The sequence below is a fragment of the Microcystis panniformis FACHB-1757 genome, from assembly GCF_001264245.1.
Lineage (GTDB): Bacteria > Cyanobacteriota > Cyanobacteriia > Cyanobacteriales > Microcystaceae > Microcystis > Microcystis panniformis.
Genome location: NZ_CP011339.1, coordinates 3,537,857 through 3,557,548, shown reverse-complemented (window position 1 = coordinate 3,557,548; position 19,692 = coordinate 3,537,857). Strand labels below are relative to the sequence as shown.

Sequence of the window (19,692 nt, the reverse complement as noted above, 5' to 3'; positions counted from 1 at the left end):
CAATATATTCCTAGGATAATCCTACTTCTAGGCTAATCGAGAAATTTCTAAACTGCAAGCTAAGAAAACGGAAGTTTGACCGAATCATCAAAACTTTAGCATCTCCGATGATAACTGCGGCGAAATTCAATTGTATCGCCCGTTTTTCGCTAATCCCTAGACTGGGCTGCTGAGGGAGGTATTTTTTCAGGTTAAAAGAGAAAATAGGCATCAGAAAAGAAAATTAGACCCTCTCCGTCTGGGAAAATATAGTACAAGTGTTCAGAATGTCAATTCTGGCACTCCCATGCAGTCTGAAGGCGTAATTTAGACAGTCAACAGCTTAGGGGACAAGGGAGCGGTCAGTTTAATTCCGATCGAGGGGGAGTTTCCTGATATAGTTTTAAAAGCAGTCGGTTCAAGACAAAAAGACATGGTTACTAGGGGCGAACGAGGAGTAGAAGTGAGGAAAAACGAGAGATTTTCTCTGGCTTCCTATCTGGAGGAAAAGCGGTTAATTGTCGAGTCAGCTTTGGATAGCTCTTTAGTTATCGGCAATCCCGCCAAAATCTACGAGGCGATGCGCTATTCTCTCCTCGCCGGTGGCAAACGGCTGCGGCCGATTTTATGTCTGGCTACCTGTGAATTGATGGGGGGTTCCCTAGAAATGGCTTTACCCACCGCTTGCGCCCTAGAAATGATTCACACTATGTCATTAATTCATGACGATTTACCCGCCATGGATAACGATGATTACCGACGCGGGAAATTAACCAATCATAAGGTTTTTGGCGAAGATATCGCTATTTTAGCTGGGGATGGTCTCCTGGCCTATGCTTTCGAGTATGTGGCTACCCAGACTCGTAATGTACCTCCTGTACAGATTTTAGAGGTAATTGCCCGTTTAGGTCGCACGGTCGGGGCAGCGGGTTTGGTGGGAGGTCAGGTTTTAGACTTGGAATCCGAAGGAAAACCGGATATTTCGGCAGAAACTCTCGGTTTTATCCATACTCAGAAAACGGGGGCCCTGTTGGAGACTTCTGTGGTGTCGGGGGCAGTTTTAGCGGGGGCAAAAGCGGAAGATATAGCTAAATTAGCCCGTTACGCTCAAAATATTGGCTTGGCTTTCCAAATTATCGATGATGTTCTCGATATCACGGCGACAAAGGAGGAATTGGGCAAAACCGCCGGTAAGGATCTACAGGCACAAAAAGCCACCTATCCCAGTCTCTGGGGATAGAGGGGTCTCGCCAGCAAGCTCAACAGTTAATAGATAGTGCCATCAATGAATTGAGTGGCTACGATGAGGCCGCTGAACCTTTACGGGCCATCGCCGAGTATATTGTTAATCGTAAAAATTAAATTAAACGAATGAGATTATGCAGGACTTCGAGCAGGTGTTACACAATCAAATACTGCTAGTCTCTCTTTTAGCTTGTTTCACTGCCCAGGGACTAAAAGCGCTGATTGAGTTAATCCGCGATGGTAAGGTGAGTCTGCGCTATCTAGTCTCGTCGGGAGGAATGCCTAGCGCTCACTCGGCGCTGGTGGGGGCCTTGGCTACTGGGGTAGGATTACAGATGGGTTGGTCTAGTCCCGAATTTGCCATCGCTGCGCTTTTTGCGATTATTGTTATGTATGATGCGGCTGGAGTGCGTCAGGCAGCAGGAAAACAGGCCCGGATTCTCAATCAAATTATCGATGAAATGTTCCAGGGGGGCAAGGAATTTAACGAGGAACGTTTAAAGGAATTAATTGGTCATACTCCTTTTCAAGTGCTGGTCGGTTTAAGTTTAGGTATCGGTATCGCCATCGTGATGCTCTGTCGTTAATTGAGGTGTTTTCTGGGGTTGAGATAAACTAGATTTAATAACTGAAAATCCGGGGTAATCACTCATGTTACAATCCCTAAAAAAAATTGAAGGCTTTCGCGGTTTTCAAAGTTTTGAGATGGCCAATCTTGGTACGCCAATTCAAATTTGAAACGCATCAGCAGCAATGTTTGAGATAGAGGCAAAAAGGAATCAAAGTTACAGGAATCCACTCAACAAAGTGCTGATAACTGGGTAAATTGGCACAAGCATCGCTCCAGTATTCAGCTACATAGTCCCAATAATTAGGATTTGAAGTTTCTGTAATGATTACTACGGCGGTTCCTCTATCCATCTGGCACAGACAACTCCTTATACTAAATCCGTTGAGTATCGGCTAGTTATGAGGAGAGGCACTCATGCAAGAGGCACTCATGCAAAGGGGAGAATAAATAATCAGTTTTTAATAACCGGATTTAGTATTATTGGATAAGCCTTTCCACTGAGAAGATGTACCAGACTGAGCCTGAATCCGCCGTATGAAAAGCGATTAAAATCGTCATAATTTCCCCCAGACATAAGCTTATTTTTCGTTGTCGAGTCTTCAGTCCATAAGCAAGTAAGCTTTTTGAGCATTGAGGTGCAAATTATTGGCAAAAATCATCGACAGGACAGAATAAAGCATCTATACTAACTCTAGGGCAAGGTGGCTGAATGGTTTTCTGTTTTTCAGCAGATCACTTCTCCCTTTTCTTATCCCGAACTCAGGTTATATATAAGGAGAATAATTAACCATGACCGAAAATAGAGGACCGATTCCTGTAGTTGTCAACGGTGCAGCCGGTAAAATGGGACGGGAAGTCATTAAAGCCGTTGCTCGTGCCGACGATATGATCTTAGTGGGTGCAGTGGATCGAAATCCAGCTTTTCGAGGTCAAGATGTGGGGGAAGTGGCCGGTTGTGAACCCCTAGAAGTGCCGATTCTCGAGGATTTGCAGAGTGTTTTAGTCCTGGCAACTCAGGAAAAAGTGCAAGGGGTGATGGTGGATTTTACCCATCCCGACGGTGTTTATGACAATACCCGCAGTGCGATCGCCTATGGAGTGCGTCCCGTGGTGGGAACTACGGGATTATCGCCGGCACAACTACAAGATTTAGCCGAATTTGCCGAAAAAGCCAGCACCGGCTGTTTAGTTATCCCCAATTTTTCCATTGGCATGGTTTTACTACAACAGGCTGCCCTGCAAGCATCCCGCTACTTTGATCATCTGGAAATTATCGAACTGCATCACAATCAAAAAGCAGACGCACCCAGTGGAACGGCCCTCAAAACCGCCGAATTACTGGCCGAATTAGGTAAAACCTTTAATGCTGCCCAAGTTTCCGAAAAAGAAACTATCCCCGGCGCTAGAGGCGGTTTAACTGCTGAGAACATCCGTATTCATAGCGTGCGTTTACCCGGTTTAATTGCCCACCAGGAAGTCATTTTCGGTTCCCCCGGGGAAATCTATACCCTTCGTCATGATACCAGCGATCGCTCCTGTTATATGCCGGGGGTTCTCCTCTCTATCCGCAAAGTTACTCAGCTGCAATCCCTCGTCTACGGTTTAGAAAAAATCCTCTAAATCAAGATAGGTAGTGATTTTATGGTAGTGGTAATAGCTCAAACCTTTGCTAATTGGGCATTGTCGTCATCAATAAAGTACCAAACAGTTCGGCACCCCCCTGATCAAGGTTAGGGGGGATCGAAGGCACAATCTATCTTCTATTTAATTAGAACCACTTACTTAAACTCAATGGTAAAATAAGCCCATGAGCGCTTTTCCTACCCCAGAACTCGATAAAATCCTCAAAGAAAAAGATATTCAAAGAGAACAGCAAAGACAAACCCTGCTGGCGAAAACTCAACAATGGCTTCATGAAAATGCTGTAAAATACGGAATTAATCGAGCTTATATCTTTGGCTCCGTGACTCGTCCCTATAAATTTCACCCCGGTTCTGATGTGGATATTGCCGTCGAAAATATCAATCCCGCACTGCACTTTGAGGCTATTAGTATTCTGTCCTATTATCTGGGGAGAGAGGTGGATATTATTCTGCTGAAAAACTGTCATTTTGCCCACCGAATTCGGGAAGAAGGAATTTTATGGACAACCGACAACTAATCCTGTTGAAAGCTGATATAAATGCTCAATTACAGTTAATCAAAGCGATCGATGGTAAACTAGCTGTTAGAGCCGAAGGTGTTAATCCCGATGATGTCATTCGCCTGGAAAGCATTGCCTATCAAATCCATAATTTATACAGTGCCACTGAGGATTTACTTAAAATAGTGGCTACCTGTTTTGAAAATCATATTGCCGATACTCGGCAATGGCATACAGCCTTATTAAACAGAATGACTGTCCCTATCCCCGGAATTCGTCCTGCTTTTATTTCTTCAGAAACCGCCGCTTTGTTAAATAGTTTGCGAGGATTTCGGCACTTTTTTCGTCATGCCTACGGCACAAATATTGATTATGAGCAATTGAAAGTTAATTTAGACAGGGCAAGAAAAATCTACAGAAACTTAGAAAAAGATATTCAAATTTTCTTTGAACAATGGGCAGAAAGTTAAGCTAAATCCTCGATATTATAATGATTATGTCGGTTAATAATCCCTATCTTGAATACTGGCAAAAACGCCAAAAAGAACAGCAGGAATATAATCAAAAATTAGCTCAAGAGGCAAGGAAAAATCTTCCGCCAGTTATTGATTATTTAAAAGAAAATTTCCCAATTACAAAAATTATCCTGTTTGGTTCTCTAGTTAAAGGTAAATTTCAGGAAACTTCTGATATTGATCTAGCAGTGGCTGGCATACCCCCAGAAAGTTTTTTTCAAGCTTTAGGAAAAGTTAATTTAATTAGCACTCGCTGGATTGATTTAAAGCCTATAGAAGACTTAGAACCTCATTTTCTTAACAGAGTTTTGCAAACAGGAGAATGTCTTTATGCGTCCGATGAGTGCCAGTGAATTACAAGAAATCGCCCTTGATATTGCCACTGAAGTTAATAGATTAAATCGGCTAGAAAGCCAAATGCGTTTAGTTCAAGCGGAAATGCTAACCAACCCGGCACTAGCCCATATTTGTGCCGAAAGTTTAGCCCTAAAACTCCATAACTTCTATACAGGATGTGAACGAATTTTTCAAATTATCGCTTCTGAGTTAAATGGTGGCTTACCATCTAGTTATGACTGGCATAGAAGGCTATTAAATCGTATGAGCAAACCTCAAGATTATCGTCCTGCTGTATTACGAGAAGATACCGTGCATAAACTTAATGAATACCTAAGCTTTCGGCACGTTGTTCGCAATATCTACGGTTTTGAATTGGAAAAACAAAAACTAGAAAATCTGGTTAATAACTATTATAATACATGGCTACAAGTCCAAGAAGATATTAATAGTTTTATCCTTTGGTTAAAAACCACAGCAGACAGTCTTAATTAAACCTCAAAGACAAGATTGCTTGTTGAGATGGGGAAAGAGGCAACACCCCCCCAACCCTACCCGACGTCGGGGGGAGATTTAGCTAATCTAAGGATAGGCGGTTAAAATGCGTCTTAGCTTAGTCATAAAAGAACTGATGAGCCGTCAACTTCATTTCACAGTGGTTATTCTGACTTGAGAAAGTTATTAACTTACTTCCGATGATTGCTGTACTTTCTGACCTATTTTCGGTTCCGTCCCTGCCAACAATCTTTTAATATTACCCTGATGACGAACAATCACATAGATTCCTGCCATCAAACTAAATAAAATATAGGGGAGAGGTTGATCGAAAACAACCATTAAAATATTCACCACCAGCGCCCCGATAATCGAACCTAAAGAAACAATCCGGAAAAGTGCCAGAATAACTAAAAAACTCGCCAAAGTTCCGCAAGCCACTAGGGGATTCATCACCAATAAAACCCCTAAACTGGTGGCGACGGATTTACCACCGCTAAAATTCAAGAAAATCGATTTACTATGACCGATGATTGCCCCCAATGCTGCCCCGATAATTAACCAATAATACCAACTTTCTGGGAGAGGATTGACATCAATAAAATATAGTCCTCGTACCAGGGCCACCGCCACCATTCCCTTTAACATATCAATTAATAACACCGTCGCCCCGGCAGTTTTTCCCAGAGTTCTTAGCACATTGGTGGCTCCAGTGGAACCGGAACCATAGTCACGAATATCGATACCTTTGCTGTATTTACCGATTAAATAACCCGTGGGAATTGAACCGAGCAGATAGGATAAAAGTAAGATAGTAACACTGATAAGAATCGGAATAAGCATAAATTAAACCCAATTTTTAGCAAGAGCGAGCGCCGTTATCAGTGTATCAGCCTGAAGACAAAAACCACTCACAGGGAACCATAGACGGGAATTGCCGCCCCGCGCAAGTCCTTAGCTCCTTCCCCTGCCAGAAAACAGATCACCTCGGCTAGAGATTGGGGACTTACCCAGTCCTTGGCATTTGCCTCTCCCATCGCTTCCCGGTTGCCCGGAGTATCGATAACACTTGGCAAAACCACGTTAGCGGTAATATTAGTCTGTTTGGTTTCTTCTGCGATCGCTTGGGTTAAAGCCACTACCGCCGCTTTCGAGGCACAATAGGCGGCCAAATTTGCCCCCGGTTGTACGGCACCACGAGAACCGATAGTGACGATACGACCATAATTATGAAGTTTCATCGAGCGTAAACAGTGTTTACACAGTAAAAAAGTGCTATGGAGGTTTAAATCGAACATTTTTAGCCAATCTTCATAGCTAAACTCCTCCGTCGCCCCCATGGTAAAACCCCCGACTAGATGAATTAAGACATCGACCCGACCGAGATCATCAATTAATCTAGCCACGGCAGTTTCTTGGGTTAAATCCACCCTGACAAAGCGAATACGCTCAAATTCCGCCGCACTCAGCCGAGATTTCAGACGACCTACCTCCCTTTCCTCCCGATAGGTCATGGTTAGATGACCGCCATGGTGTAAAACCGCCGGAGTGACTCCTAAACCCAGTCCTCCCGTACCGCCGGTCAGCAATACCCGTTTATCTTTCATAATGATTGATATATAATTGATCGCTCCATTGAGATAGATGATTTAACCGGGCAATTGGGCAATATTACAGCTTTTCTCGCCGGACTAGGATTCCTTCATCGCTTGTTTTTTCTCCGCCTTGAGGTCGCGACTGCTGGCGGCGGCAATTTCCGCATCCATCAGGGTGCGTCCGGTGGCCGCCAGATAGACATCATCGAGACTAGGACGGGATTGGGCCATGCTAAACACGGGTAATCCTGATTCGGCTAGGGTTTGTTCAATTTTGCTTAAAGGATTGCTATTGGCCGTGACGATAAGATTAAGGGAGTTACCCTGGGCGGTATTAACGATCACTTCCTCGACAAAAGGCAGACGGGATAATAACTCTTTCGCTTTCAAGGCCTCTTCCTCGGGGGAAAATTCTCGCACTTTTAGGGTAATGCGATCGCCGCCCAGTTGCTCCTTCAGTTGTGAGGGGGTACCGCGAGCGATGACGATACCATTGTCGATAATTGCCAAGTTATCGGCCAAAGCGTCGATTTCTTCGAGATAATGGCTGGTAATTAATACACTGGTTCCGGCCGCCCGCAATTGTCGCAGAAAATCCCAGACAATCAAACGACTTTCGATATCGAGGCCCACAGTCGGTTCATCCAGTACCAAAACTTCCGGCTGATGCAGTAATCCCGCTGCTAAATCCAGCCGTTTTTTGATGCCGCCGGAATAGGTCCCCGTTTTTTTGTCGGCGTATTCCTCTAATCCTAAAAGATTTATTAATTCTTTAATTCGATCTCTTGACTTTTGAGCGGGAATGTGATAGAGAGCCGCTTGTAGTTGCAACAGTTCCCGGCCCGTGAGCATTTTATCGAGGGCGACTTCTTGGGCAACGTAACCCAGGCGTTTACGGGCGGATTTGGGGTTATTCAGGGCATCGACACCCCCCACCTCGATTTTGCCGCCGTCGGGTTTAGCAAGGGTGCAAAGACAGCGAATCGTGGTGGTTTTCCCCGCACCATTGGGACCGAGTAAACCGAAGATTTCTGCCGCTGCCACGGTAAAGGAGATATCTTTAACCGCTGCTGTCTGACCGTAGGATTTTTTTAACTTTTCGATCGCCACCGCAAGGGTCATAAGCTGATTTTCGCCCACTTGAGCGAGACAATTTTTTGGTTAACTTTCTCGGTCTATTTTAACCCAGATTCCCCACTGCAAAATCTAGTAAGTGGGTGAGTGGAATTAAATATAAGATGAACGTAGGTTGGGTTGAAGCATGAAACCTGAGAGGGGGACAAGCGAGCTAGAAGGTAGATAGGGCAAGCGATATCGCTCTTTGTCCTTTGATGTAATCCTTCAACCGATAGCGGCTAATTTGCATTAGCTCTTCTATATTTTTTGGGAACATTTGATGTAGCTGTAGCCAATGATAGAGATGTTGACCCACATAAAAACTGCTGTGTCTGCGTTGACCTTTATATCTTTTTTCAGGTCTTGTGACATATTTTTGGATTCCCATATCCTTAATTTTTTTACCTTGCATTGTGGCACTTGTATAGGCGATAGCTATAACAATTATCAGCTTTGATAAGTATTGCGGTGCTAATTGAGAACCTTCTAAGCTATAGCCTCCCGACTTAAAATCTCGGAACATTTCCTCAATATCAAATCTTTTTTGATCGGCAATTATTGCCGTCTCTAAATCCCCAAAATTTGTCAGAATATACCAAGGTTCTTTTGTTTGAAAACCCCGATAGTTTTTTTTCCACTTACCAGCTAAGTTAAACTGGCCAAATCCCTGCTCTTTTGTCATATTGACATCATTCAAAAATAGTTTAGTTCCTGGACTTAAACCTAACTCTCTCATTTCTTGATAAATTCCTTCTTTTGTCTTCACATTTGTACTTTGTTTTTGTCTTAAGCAAAAGTACAAACTCTGCTTCTGAAGACACTTTCCTAGACTGACCGAGCAAAATTCTCTATCTCCTAACACCAGGATTTTATGACCTAATAGCACCGTCAATATTTTCCCCAATACTCGCTGCTGTTCTTCGAGATTACTACTTCCTTTTTTATCCAATATCTCCCAATAGATTGGCATGGCTCTCTTGTCATAAATTAGACTCACCATCAAGATATTAATTGCTCCCCAACTCCTTCGGTCTATGGCAATATATACTAATCCTTTTATTGTGAATCTCTCCTGCTGTTTTAACATCTCTTTTAAGCAGAGAAACCAGATTTTTTCAATATTCAGAATTTCCAGCTTTAAAAATCTTTTTAGTTTTTTTCTCCGACTCTCAAACAGGATTGGTATTGGTAAGGCTTCAGCTAATATCTCTAACTTTGCTTGCTTCAATATTTGCAAGGTTCCAACTACCATTAACAACAGTAGATATCTGGCTCGCCCCAGTTCATTTTCTAACACTTTCTGGTATAGTTCACTTATCATTTTCGTTATTTAGGTCATATATGGTAAATATGACTTATCTTTTTTGGGAGTCTGTGTCTGTATTCCATGCTACATAAGCTTTTCAGCTTGCTTGTCCCCCTGTCAGGCATGAAACCCAACGCCCGATTATGTTACGCTACCGCTAACCCATCCTACAAATAATTGTGCCTCCCTACTTACAGCTTTGTTTGTTGCCTGTTCTTTTAAGTAGTCATGCAAAATTAATTACCTGCCCGATCGAGCTAAAACCCTTACGGGGCAATGATCGTCATGTGTAAATAATTTTGCCTAGGTACTTATCGACCTAGACCCATATTAGATGCGCGGGCAACTTATTCAGACAGCATTGTTCCTGTTAACTTAAATTAACTTTGTTGGCAAAAGTGAATCGGAACAAGGGTTTTCCGCTAAGATGATAATGATTATTGTTCTAATTAAAGAGAGAAATCATGGTTCTACAGGTCTCTATTGCCTCCTCTCTCCTTAATTGCAGGAAAAGGAATTTTTCAGAATAGTTTTGTTAGTGGTGCCACTGGGGAGGAATATAGCAATCTACTGATGCAATCAGTGGCAACTATTAATAATTCCTCTGACTTGGGAGAACAAGCTCTTTTTAACAGTTCTGGGGGACGGTGGAATCGGTCTTTAGGTAATGCCAACCTATCCTTACAACTGTTAGAGATTAGTGATGGATTAACCGTAGCTAACTCTTTAGGACAGACAATTTTAGCTAATGCTGGCGATATCTATGCGATCGGGACTGGTGATAACTTCTCCTTTTTACCGAAGTTTCTTGCCTCTCGACCGGGAAAATATTCAGCCAGTTTTAAGCTGGTAGATCTTAGCCTTTCTTGGGGAGAGTCAGGAATTTTTAACCTAGATTTTCAAACAGTTCCCGAACCATCAACTCTGATCGCCTTAATACTGTTCGGGTCAGTTTTATTAACTCGATCGAGTAGTAAAAACTAAAACCAATCGGTTTTGGAGAGAGCAAAATTATCCCCAAAACCGCTCCAGATCGACATCGGCTTTGTTGAAATGGAAAACAGGAATTATTCCCTAAAAAACTGGCAACTTTTTTGACTATAATAACGACAAGATTATCAGTATAGTTTTAAACTATCCTAGGATAAGCCCTATCTCGATCGCAATATATATTTATGAAATTTAGTGAAATTGCCCAAAAATTAAGTCCTTTAGTACAATCCCAGAGTTTGACCGCCTATCCCGACAGAAATCCCCAAATTAAAGCCATAACTCCCATCGAAACCGCCCTAGTCGATACCATTAGCTATATCGAAGGGGGAAAATTTGCTGCCTTTGTCGCCAAAACTGACGCTACTGCCCTAATTCTGCCCCTGGATACCAATTTACAACAACAGGCCGACGAACGCGGCATCGCTTGGTTAGCTAGTGCCAATCCCCGACTTTTATTCGCCCACGCCATCAAATTATTCTATCAACCCTTTCAGCCCCAACCCTACATTCACGCCACCGCCGTGGTGCATCCATCGGCTAAAATCGGCCATAAAGTCGCCATCGGGGCCCATGCCGTGGTAGAAGCCAATGTCACCCTCGGTGATGGGGTGTGCATTCATCCTAACGCCGTTATTTACCCCGGAGTGCATATTGGTGATCGCACAATTCTCCACGCTAACTGTACCATCCATGAACGGGTACAAATCGGCAATGATTGCGTTATCCACAGTGGCGCTGTTATTGGTGCGGAGGGCTTCGGTTTTGTGCCAGTTCCCGAAGGCTGGTTTAAGATGGAACAATCGGGTATCGTGGTCTTAGAAGATGGGGTAGAAATTGGCTGTAATAGCACGGTTGATCGTCCGGCAGTGGGAGAAACCCGCATCGGTAGCCAGACTAAGATCGATAATCTCGTCCATATTGCCCATAATTGCCAAATTGGCCAAGCTTGCGCCCTAGCAGGACAGGTGGGCATGGCAGGAGGCGTAAAATTGGGCAATCGCGTTATTTTAGCAGGACAGGTGGGCATTGCCAATCAAGCCGTGATCGGGGACGGTGCGATCGCAACAGCCCAAACCGGCATTCACAACGATATCGGGGCAGGAGAAGTGGTTTCTGGCTCTCCCGCTATGCCGCATAAACTATTCCTCAAGGTAGCAGCCGCTTACAAGCGTTTACCCGAAATCTATCAAGCGGTTAAGCAATTAAAAAAATAGCCCTATTCAGGAGTCAGGAGACAGGAGTCAGGAGATTATTTTTATTTATTCTCCCTTCTCCCCACTTCCCCACTTCCCCACTTCCCCACTTCCCCACTTCCCCATCTCCCCACTGATAACTGATAACTGATAACTGATAACTGATAACTGATAACTGATAACTGATAACTGATAACTGAACTGATAACTGATAACTGATAACTGATAACTGATAACTGATAACTGATAACTGATAACTGATAACTGATAACTGATAACTGATAACTGATAACTGATAACTGATAACTGATAACTGAATCAAAGTGACTCGCAAAAGCAAGGGCGCTATCGCCGCAGGACATCCAAAAACTGCCGAAGCTGGACAATTAATCTTAGAAATGGGCGGAAATGCCTTCGATGCGATAGTTGGCTCGATTTTAGCGGCTTGCGTGGTCGAATTCACCCTCGCTTCGGCGGGGGGCGGCGGTTTTTTACTAGCACATACCAAAGAAAAAGTCAATACCCTTTTTGATTTTTTTTGTCAAACTCCAAAATATAAAAAACCCTTGACAAATATCGACTTTTACCCAGTGGCGATCGATTTTGGTGGTGCTAGTCAAGATTTTCACATTGGCCGAGGTGCGATCGCAACGACCGGAGCATTACGGGGATTGGAAATAGTGCAGAAAAAACTAGGAAAATTACCCTTTACCGTGGTAGCGGAGCCAGCGATCGAATATGCTCGACAAGGCTACATTTTGAGCCAATATAACGGCTTTTGCTTGCGCTTACTATCTTCTATCCTGCTTAAAGATAGAGAGGGTGTCAAAGTCTATGCTCCCCAGGGCCAACTCCTCCAGACAGGCGATCGCTGTGTGATGAGGGATTTTGCCAACACCTTAGAGGAATTAAGCAAAAAAGGCGTAAAAGACTTTTATGAGGGAGAAATCGCCCACCAAATCGCCAAGGATATGCAGGAGGGCGGTTATCTTACCCTAGAGGATTTAAGTCATTACCAAGTCCTTGAGAGAAAACCCCTAAAAACCCAATATCGCGGGTACGAAATCCTGACTAATCCGCCTCCTAGTTCTGGAGGAATTCTCCTGGCTTTTGCCCTAAAATTACTGGAAAGAGTCAATTTATCGGCTTTAGAGCATCTAGGAGCCAAACATCTGCAAATTTTAACCGAAGTGATGGCCTTAACCAATCAAGCTCGGGCCCAAGGCTACGATAATTTTATCCATCAGGAGGGAATCGAAGATAAGTTCCTCTCACCGGAATTTTTAGGCAAATATCCCAATAAATGGGGCAGTACCACCCATATTAGTGTTATCGATGGGGAAGGTAACGCCGCCAGTGCCACCTTTTCCAACGGCGAAGGATCGGCTTATACCGTGCCGGGGACGGGAATTATGCTCAATAATATGATCGGGGAAGCGGACTTAAATCCCTTTGGTTTTCACAATTGGCCCGTTGATCGTCGTTTATCCTCAATGATGTCGCCGACGATGATTTTAGAGGAAGAAAAGCCGCGATTTGTTCTCGGTTCTGGGGGTTCCAATCGCATTCGCACCGCTATTTTACAGGTTATTAGCAATTTAATCGATTTTCGGCAATCTCTACCCTATGCGATCGCTGCCTCGCGCATACATTGGGAAAATCAACAATTAGGGATTGAACCCCTAGAAGATCGGGAAAATCTGCTCGAAAATCTGGTTTTACCCGCAAATACTCAAGTATCCCGGTGGCAAGAACAAAATATGTTTTTTGGGGGTGTGCATGGGGTGGCAGTGAATGATTGGGGGGAGTTAACCGCTACGGGCGATCCGCGTCGGGATGGAGTAGGCTTAGTGATGGGGGATTTTTAGATAATGGGTACAACTTGCAGGCGTAACCCAAGTGCTTGCAAAACCTTAAGAACTTTAGCAAACTCTGGATTACCCTGATTCGACAAAGATTTATCGAAAATTTGGGTTAAAACCCCGTCCTTTTAGGACGGCTTTAAGCTACAACGGAAAAAGCGATAACCAAGCTAAAAACTGAACCTTGACAACAGATAGTAGGGGGTTTTGTTCAGAAAAGAATTCAAATTCGGCCTTGAACGAGTAAAACTTTCTAGGAAATAAGGTTGAACATGAGATTTTTTCGACTTGTTCAAAGTGGCCGTCCGGCATCCGGACACTCAAAACGGACGGGTCGAAAGAGTCAGACTTAAGCAATTAAGCGTTTTTCGCTATCTGCGTCAACCCCATTGACGCGACCACCCTAAAAAAGTGGCGTGGTGAGGAATCGCCGTCCGTTTTACGGCGGCGAGGATGTCAAAGAGACTCTCCCGTCCCAAACCCGTCTCACGAGCAATACGAGTCATCCCTTGAGAACGAGCAATATCGCCTAATGCTGCCACTACTAAGCTAGGATCGCCATCTTCGAGGGCAGCTTCCAGATAAGCGGCGATATCTTCTTTTGTTTTCAAGTGATCTGCTGCATCCCAAGGATAAGTCTGAATTGTAGCCATAGAGAACCTCCTATAAGTCTTGGGCTAAATCTAATGCTGTTTTGATGTCCCGTTCAAAATCAATCGAATCTCATTTTAGCCGGTGCTTAAAAGACGGTGGCTTTCATGCTCCCGTGTTACTATCGGTAATTAGTAATCGGCCAACATAGTGGTGTGAGCTTATTTACTTCTTATCGTTTACTGTTTACTTTCGAGATACTCATGTTGCTCTTGCGTTATGGTATTACCGTGAGTGCGGTGCTTGGGTTGATTTTCTTGGCTGAATCCTCGGTTAAGGCACAAACTCAGTCCGCTGCCGATTTATTGAAGAAACCCCGACCTACTGCCAATCCAGTTTCTCAATTACCCGGTCCATCGGCGGCACCGGCAACCACGGAAGCGGATCCCAAAGCCCCCAATTATCTTAATCCTAGTGGCAATCCCCTAATTTTTCCCACCAAACCAGATGAGGTGGGAATTAGGGTAGTACAACCGATCACCTTAAATCAAGCGATCGAATTAGCTTTAAAAAATAATCAGACCTTACAGACAGCCCGGGTCGATTTAGAAATCGCTCGCGCCCAATTAAAGGAACAACAGGCGGCCTTATTACCCACGGCCGAAGCGGAAACCAGTCTCACTCAAGATCAATCGGCAGCGGCCCAAAGACAGAATAATTTGGCTCGTCAACAGGGAATCCCAGCAGTTACACCAGAAGATAGTACCAACCTTCAGGGTAGTGTTCGGATTGTCTATGGGGTTTATACAGGGGGTGAACGGACAGCCCAGATCAAAAGGGCCGAAAAAGTGATCCGGCAACGGGAATTAGAGGTGGAACGAGTCTCGGAACAAACTCGTTTTGATGCCACCGATGCCTATTATGAATTGCAGAGGGGTGATGCTCAGGTAGCGATCTCCCAAGCTGCGATCGAAGATGCTAGTCAAAGTTTACGGGATGCACAATTATTGGAGCAAGCGGGACTAGGAACCCGATTTGCTGTCCTACAGGCGGAAGTTGACCTCGCTAACGCTAACCAAGACTTAACCCGGGCGATTTCTACCCAGCGTATTTCCCGACGGCGACTGGCACAGATATTGAGTGTCGGTCAGCACATCGAGTTAACCGCTGCCGATGAGATTCGCGAGGCGGGAACTTGGGGCTTAAGTCTTGATGATAGTATCGTTTTGGCCTACAAAAATCGCGCCGAATTAGAACAACAACTCTTACAGAGGGAAATTAGCGAAGAGGATCGCTCGATCGCCATTTCGGCGGTGATTCCCCAAGTGGACCTTTTGGGCGAGTATAATGTTCTTAACGATCTCAGTGATGATGCCGGTTTTGGCGATGGTTTTAGCGTCGGCGGCCGGATTCGTTGGACTTTCTTTGATGGTGGTCGTGCTTTTGCTCGCGCCCGTCAAGCGGAAAGAAACATCGATCGCGCCGATACGGAATTCTCCCTCCGTCGCAATGAAATTCGCCTTCAGGTGGAGGAATCCTACTATAATTTGATTTCTAACCAAGAAAACATTAAAACTTCGCAAAAAAGCATTGAATCCGCCACGGAAAGTCTGCGATTAGCCCGTTTACGCTTTCAGGCCGGTGTGGGAACCCAAACGGACGTGATCAACTCCCAACGGGATTTAACCGATGCCAGAAGTCGTTATCTACAGGCGATCGTTGATTACAATAAATCCTTAAATAGTCTCCAGCGAGCGATTAGTAATTTACCAGACAATCGTTTGTTTGAAGTGCGTTAATTGTGGGATTTATCCCGGTGTGGTGTGGGGGGAGATAGCCAAATCTCCCCTATTTTAACGAGTTTGGATAATTCTAATCTGTTGTTCCCGCAATCGCTGCAGGGTGGGAGTTTCCTGTAGTTTTTGCACCTGCGGACGCAGATGATTAAAACAATAGGAATTACTGCGAAACAAAGCTGATCATAAATTGGACGGCTTTTTTTCTAGGCCGCTTGCAGAACATAGAAGGTATAACCATAGAAGTTGCTGAATTTCTCAAAAAGTTTCATCTCTTCTTCAGTTTCACGAATAACCGATGGGCTACTGGGGCTGATTTCCAGCTGCCCGATTCGCTCACGGAGAGGTTGATAATAATTGAGCCACCAAACCTGACTGGGCAGCCTCTGGGTAGAAAGTACCTTAAAACCAGACCTATTAGCCCGAACGATATTCTCAAACTCATTACCCATTGTATGATAGGCGTTTTGCCAATAGGCCACAGCCGGCTCTGGTAGCTCATCAGTAAACCAACTCATCTCCGAGATGACGGCGATCCCGTTGTTAGAAACAAGCGGTCGCCAGATTTTAAGAGCTTGCTCAAACCCAAGATTATAAGCAGCCCCCTCAGACCAAAGTAGATCAACTGAACCCACTGACCAATCAAGTTTAGCCATGTCACCATGAATTGGAATGATTAAATGCTCAAGACCAAGCTGTTTTGCTCGGGTTTTGAGTTCGTCGATAAAAACCGATGAGGAGTCCACTGCCATGACAGGGCTTTGGTAGTATTGTGCCAGCAGTAAAGCACTAGCACCACTTCCACATCCTAGATCGGCAATTCGTGGCTTGAGGGGCAAAATAGAGAGATTACTCAAAATTTTTAGGGAGAAGTCAGAGTCGCCAGGCCCTTTACGGTCAAGTCCACGGTGTAAATCAGTTAAAGCGGCAACATACTCAGTTTGATTGTCTGTAGTCATAGAGATTTTTGCTGGCTCTAATAGCTGAAAACAGCCCATTCCTAGCTTAATCGGTTAGGCGATCGTTCCCGTCAGGGGGGAACTAGGACTAGCATAGGACTTAATCGGCATTCTTCCCGCTAAATAGGCTAAACGTCCCGCTTTTGCCGCCATTGCCATGGCCTGGGCCATCATAGCCGGATTGGCCGCCATAGCGATCGCACTGTTAATTAATAAAGCATCGGCCCCCATTTCCATGGCCCGGGCTGCTTCTGAGGGTGTACCGATCCCGGCATCTACCACCACGGGAATTTGGGACGATTCGATGATAATCGCGATATTTGCCTCATTTTTCAGCCCCTGTCCCGACCCAATCGGCGATCCTAGGGGCATAACCGTGGCGCAGCCGGCCTCCTCTAAACGTTTGGCTAAGAGAGGATCGGCGTTAATATAGGGCAGTACGGCAAAACCTTCTTTAACTAATTGTTCCGCCGCTTGCAAAGTTCCGATCGGATCGGGTAATAAATATTTAGGATCGGGAATAACTTCGAGTTTAATAAAGTTATTGTCTTCCTGTCCCAATAATTTGGCCATTTCTCGCCCTAAACGGGCCACCCGAACCGCTTCTTCGGCCGTTTGACAACCGGCAGTGTTGGGTAACATCCAAATTTTAGACCAATCGATCGCCTCTGCTAATCCCTCATGACCGGGTGCGTTCGTTTGTACTCGTCTAACGGCAACGGTGACAATCTGACATTCACTGGCACTAATACTTTCCTGCATAGTCGTCAGATTGGCATATTTGCCAGTCCCAGTCATCAAGCGGGAGTGAAAGGTTTTCCCAGCAATGGTGAGGCGATCATTTTGGGGCGATAAAAGCGCTTGGGGTTTATTCTCAATAATAGTTAAGGACATAGGTGGAATAGTAACGGGTGATGGTTGATTAAAGCGATCGCAGCTAAAATGGGTCAAAATGGGATTAACTTTGTCATTAATCACCAGGTCGGCAATCAAGGAAGCAGTAACAGGAGCGAGTAAAATGCCATTACGATAGTGACCGGTGGCTAAAATCAGGTTATCACAGCTACTGCGGCCTAAAATAGGTAATTCATCCGCTGTACCCGGACGGAATCCCCACCACATCTCCTCGATTTCCCAGTCAGCTAAAGGGGGATAGAGACGGGTAGCACGCGCAAAAAGGGTTTGTAGTCCTTGGGGTGTATTGCCCGTTTGCCAGGCGACTTTTTCGGAAGTGGCCCCGATAATTAAACGACCATTGCGACGGGGAACCAGATAGGTTTGCGGACCGAATAAAACCCTCGCTAAGGTCTGGTTAGGGGGCATTTTTACCGCTGCCATTTGGCCTTTGACGGGATGGATAGGGAGGGGTAAAAGTTGACTGGCCCAGGATCCCGCCGCTAAAATGTAAATTTTTGCTTCTAATTCCCCAATTGAGGTATAAATACTCTTGACTTTTCCCTGCTTTTGTTGTATGGCGTGGACTTCTACCCCTTGGCGAATTTCTACCCCTAAATTTTCGGCCGCTTGTTGCAGGACAGTCACTAGCTGCCGGTTATCCACTTGTCCATCGTCGGGATACCACCAACCACCGACCACATCTTTACCTAATCCGGGTTGGTAGAGGTGAACTGCATTGCTGTCTAACCAAATTTTATTAACTTCCTCGGTAGTAACGGGCTGATCTAGCTCGTAAACGGGAGCAAGAATACCACAGGGATAGTAACCGGTGTTTATCCCCGTTAAATCCTCGATTTTGCGGATCCATTCTGGATATAGCCAGCGCGATTGCAGGCAAAGCTCGAGAAACGGACCCGGGGGAATTCCCTCCGCATGGGGGGCCAACATTCCCGCAGCCGCACGACTAGCGGCCTGAGCTATATCTCGAACTAGGAGGGTAACTTTTGCCCCGCGCAATTGTAAATCGACGGCGATCGCTAATCCGATGATACCACCGCCCACGATCAAAATTTCGCTAGTTGAGTTCATAAAAGTCTCTGGCACCAAAGAGAATTACTGAAATGACAAGCAATTAGAAGTTAAAACAAGAAAGACGTAGTAAAATAACATATATAGTCTTTTTATCCCAATTAATCATAATTTTTAGCTTGATTGACTACTAAAATCGCAATTAGTCAGCCGAGAGGAGGGAGAAGTGAGGCTACTGGCATAATTTAAGCTTAAGATAATTTGTAGTCGATCTTTTCTAAGCTTCCCTTTTTCTTTAGAGCATTATGACTTCCCCTGCTGTCGATCGAGTTTATCAAGGTCAATTCGGAGAGTTTACGATTACGGATAGTGATCGCCTAGGGGTGCGTCTCTACCGTCTGGGTTTAAATTTAGCGGCTTTTAGTTTCGCTGTCGCTACAATTATAGTTCTCACCCGACCGCAATTACTGCCCCTGACTAACCTTTTATACATGGGTTTTTGTCTGGGGTTAGGCATCAGTTTATTGACTATCCATATATATTTAATTCCCCTCCATCGTCTCCTGCAATTTTTTTGGCTAATCGGGGCGATTACTTCCCTAATTTTCAGCCTCTATTCTCACCTTTCTCCCCTAGAATTTGTCTATAACCACCCGGTGAGCTTATTCGGTGTCGGCTTTATTTTTGCTAGTCTCACGGGGATTTATTTCAAAGAAGCTTTTTGTTTTAATCGTCTAGAAACCAAGTTTTTAACCCCTCTAGTTCCCACCCTTTTACTCGGTCATCTTTTGGGGATATTGCCCTTAAATTGGGAAAAGGGGCTATTAATTCTCTGGGCGACTTTATTCGTTATCTTTGCTCTGAGAAAGTTAAGCCAACCTCTCCCCAACGATATCGGTGATAAATCGGTCTTTGAACATCTTAATCATTGATAAACTCTCCAGAGATTAAAATCTATTCTAAGATACAGTCTTGCGGGCAAGTGAGTGGAACGAACCACTCCAGACACAAAGGATACAAAGATCGATCACTACTATATAAGTTAAACTGATCGGGTTTCAGCTTTTTGTT

Annotated in this window: 20 protein-coding genes and 2 pseudogenes; 12 read left to right on the top strand and 10 right to left on the bottom strand. The window is 44.6% G+C overall.

The annotated features are described in order from the left end of the window. Window positions 1-10 precede the first annotated feature (10 nt). Window positions 11-211, bottom strand: a complete 201-nt coding sequence (locus tag VL20_RS17140) for a hypothetical protein (protein ID WP_043999278.1) — start codon at window positions 209-211, stop codon at window positions 11-13. A 201-nt stretch (window positions 212-412) separates the two neighbouring features. Between VL20_RS17140 and crtE the strand changes: the two are divergent. Together crtE and VL20_RS17130 are read left to right on the top strand one after the other, a co-directional pair. Next, window positions 413-1,341: pseudogene (crtE, locus tag VL20_RS17135) on the top strand (geranylgeranyl diphosphate synthase CrtE). 17 nt (window positions 1,342-1,358) lie between these two features. After that, window positions 1,359-1,811: a divergent PAP2 family protein gene (locus VL20_RS17130; RefSeq protein WP_052277226.1), complete on the top strand. Its 453-nt coding sequence runs from the start codon at window positions 1,359-1,361 to the stop codon at window positions 1,809-1,811. Between the two features lie 163 nt (window positions 1,812-1,974). On the opposite strand, the pseudogene VL20_RS32915 reads toward VL20_RS17130, so the two are convergent. After that, window positions 1,975-2,122, bottom strand: a pseudogene (locus tag VL20_RS32915) (IS982 family transposase); the annotation flags it as partial. 462 nt (window positions 2,123-2,584) lie between these two features. Between VL20_RS32915 and dapB the strand changes: the two are divergent. From dapB to VL20_RS17105, 5 genes are all read left to right on the top strand, one after another. Then, window positions 2,585-3,415, top strand: a complete 831-nt coding sequence (gene dapB / locus VL20_RS17125) for a 4-hydroxy-tetrahydrodipicolinate reductase (RefSeq protein WP_052277225.1) — start codon at window positions 2,585-2,587, stop codon at window positions 3,413-3,415. Between the two features lie 187 nt (window positions 3,416-3,602). Further along, window positions 3,603-3,956, top strand: a complete 354-nt coding sequence (locus VL20_RS17120; RefSeq protein WP_004159488.1) for a nucleotidyltransferase family protein — start codon at window positions 3,603-3,605, stop codon at window positions 3,954-3,956. Continuing rightward, window positions 3,938-4,408 (top strand): ribonuclease toxin HepT-like protein, encoded by a 471-nt coding sequence (locus tag VL20_RS17115; RefSeq protein ID WP_004159484.1) that lies wholly within the window; start codon window positions 3,938-3,940, stop codon window positions 4,406-4,408. Before VL20_RS17120 ends, VL20_RS17115 begins: the two co-directional genes overlap by 19 nt. Before the next feature lie 26 nt (window positions 4,409-4,434). Continuing rightward, complete coding sequence (locus VL20_RS17110) at window positions 4,435-4,806, top strand: nucleotidyltransferase family protein (protein ID WP_052277224.1); 372 nt, start codon at window positions 4,435-4,437, stop codon at window positions 4,804-4,806. Next, the gene (locus VL20_RS17105) at window positions 4,784-5,284 is read left to right on the top strand and encodes a ribonuclease toxin HepT-like protein (protein ID WP_004159482.1); all 501 of its coding nucleotides are present in this window, start codon (window positions 4,784-4,786) and stop codon (window positions 5,282-5,284) included. Before VL20_RS17110 ends, VL20_RS17105 begins: the two co-directional genes overlap by 23 nt. 186 nt (window positions 5,285-5,470) lie before the next feature. On the opposite strand, the gene plsY is transcribed toward VL20_RS17105, so the two are convergent. The 4 genes from plsY to VL20_RS17085 all read right to left on the bottom strand — a co-directional run bounded on the left by plsY (window position 5,471) and on the right by VL20_RS17085 (window position 9,316). Further along, window positions 5,471-6,127 carry a glycerol-3-phosphate 1-O-acyltransferase PlsY gene (gene plsY / locus VL20_RS17100; protein WP_052277223.1) on the bottom strand — a complete coding sequence of 219 codons (657 nt, stop codon included), beginning with the start codon at window positions 6,125-6,127 and terminating at the stop codon, window positions 5,471-5,473. A gap of 68 nt (window positions 6,128-6,195) precedes the next feature. Then, on the bottom strand, window positions 6,196-6,891 hold the full coding sequence (fabG, locus tag VL20_RS17095) for a 3-oxoacyl-ACP reductase FabG (RefSeq protein WP_002799931.1): 696 nt from the start codon (window positions 6,889-6,891) through the stop codon (window positions 6,196-6,198). A gap of 84 nt (window positions 6,892-6,975) precedes the next feature. After that, window positions 6,976-8,001, bottom strand: a complete 1,026-nt coding sequence (locus VL20_RS17090; protein ID WP_002789414.1) for an ABC transporter ATP-binding protein — start codon at window positions 7,999-8,001, stop codon at window positions 6,976-6,978. Between the two features lie 166 nt (window positions 8,002-8,167). After that, window positions 8,168-9,316 carry an IS4 family transposase gene (locus tag VL20_RS17085; protein WP_052277222.1) on the bottom strand — a complete coding sequence of 383 codons (1,149 nt, stop codon included), beginning with the start codon at window positions 9,314-9,316 and terminating at the stop codon, window positions 8,168-8,170. 468 nt (window positions 9,317-9,784) lie between these two features. Here VL20_RS17085 and VL20_RS17080 point away from each other — a divergent pair, with 468 nt between their 5' ends. Then, the gene (locus tag VL20_RS17080; protein WP_249265001.1) at window positions 9,785-10,285 is read left to right on the top strand and encodes an all3515 family Zur-repressed PEP-CTERM protein; all 501 of its coding nucleotides are present in this window, start codon (window positions 9,785-9,787) and stop codon (window positions 10,283-10,285) included. A 191-nt stretch (window positions 10,286-10,476) separates the two neighbouring features. Continuing rightward, the gene (gene lpxD / locus VL20_RS17075; protein ID WP_052277221.1) at window positions 10,477-11,508 is read left to right on the top strand and encodes a UDP-3-O-(3-hydroxymyristoyl)glucosamine N-acyltransferase; all 1,032 of its coding nucleotides are present in this window, start codon (window positions 10,477-10,479) and stop codon (window positions 11,506-11,508) included. Window positions 11,509-11,521: 13 nt separating this feature from the next. Here lpxD and VL20_RS17070 read toward each other — a convergent pair whose 3' ends face one another. Continuing rightward, the gene (locus VL20_RS17070; RefSeq protein WP_158499361.1) at window positions 11,522-11,821 is read right to left on the bottom strand and encodes a hypothetical protein; all 300 of its coding nucleotides are present in this window, start codon (window positions 11,819-11,821) and stop codon (window positions 11,522-11,524) included. Here VL20_RS17070 and ggt point away from each other — a divergent pair. Continuing rightward, window positions 11,811-13,355: a gamma-glutamyltransferase gene (ggt, locus tag VL20_RS17065; protein ID WP_052277220.1), complete on the top strand. Its 1,545-nt coding sequence runs from the start codon at window positions 11,811-11,813 to the stop codon at window positions 13,353-13,355. The two genes, VL20_RS17070 and ggt, sit on opposite strands and share 11 nt — an antisense overlap. Window positions 13,356-13,729: 374 nt before the next feature. On the opposite strand, the gene VL20_RS17060 is transcribed toward ggt, so the two are convergent. Then, window positions 13,730-14,002 carry an addiction module antidote protein gene (locus VL20_RS17060; protein WP_081417858.1) on the bottom strand — a complete coding sequence of 91 codons (273 nt, stop codon included), beginning with the start codon at window positions 14,000-14,002 and terminating at the stop codon, window positions 13,730-13,732. 201 nt (window positions 14,003-14,203) lie between these two features. Between VL20_RS17060 and VL20_RS17055 the strand changes: the two genes are divergently transcribed. Next, window positions 14,204-15,739, top strand: a complete 1,536-nt coding sequence (locus VL20_RS17055) for a TolC family protein (RefSeq protein ID WP_052277219.1) — start codon at window positions 14,204-14,206, stop codon at window positions 15,737-15,739. A gap of 203 nt (window positions 15,740-15,942) precedes the next feature. On the opposite strand, the gene VL20_RS17050 is transcribed toward VL20_RS17055, so the two are convergent. Together VL20_RS17050 and thiO are read right to left on the bottom strand one after the other, a co-directional pair. Beyond that, window positions 15,943-16,695: an SAM-dependent methyltransferase gene (locus tag VL20_RS17050; protein WP_249264885.1), complete on the bottom strand. Its 753-nt coding sequence runs from the start codon at window positions 16,693-16,695 to the stop codon at window positions 15,943-15,945. Between the two features lie 54 nt (window positions 16,696-16,749). Beyond that, entirely contained in the window at window positions 16,750-18,681 is a 1,932-nt protein-coding gene (thiO, locus tag VL20_RS17045) for a glycine oxidase ThiO (protein ID WP_052277217.1), read from the bottom strand. 245 nt (window positions 18,682-18,926) lie between these two features. On the opposite strand from thiO, the gene VL20_RS17040 reads away from it, so the two are divergent. Beyond that, window positions 18,927-19,553 carry a DUF2301 domain-containing membrane protein gene (locus VL20_RS17040; protein WP_004159461.1) on the top strand — a complete coding sequence of 209 codons (627 nt, stop codon included), beginning with the start codon at window positions 18,927-18,929 and terminating at the stop codon, window positions 19,551-19,553. Window positions 19,554-19,692 lie beyond the last annotated feature (139 nt).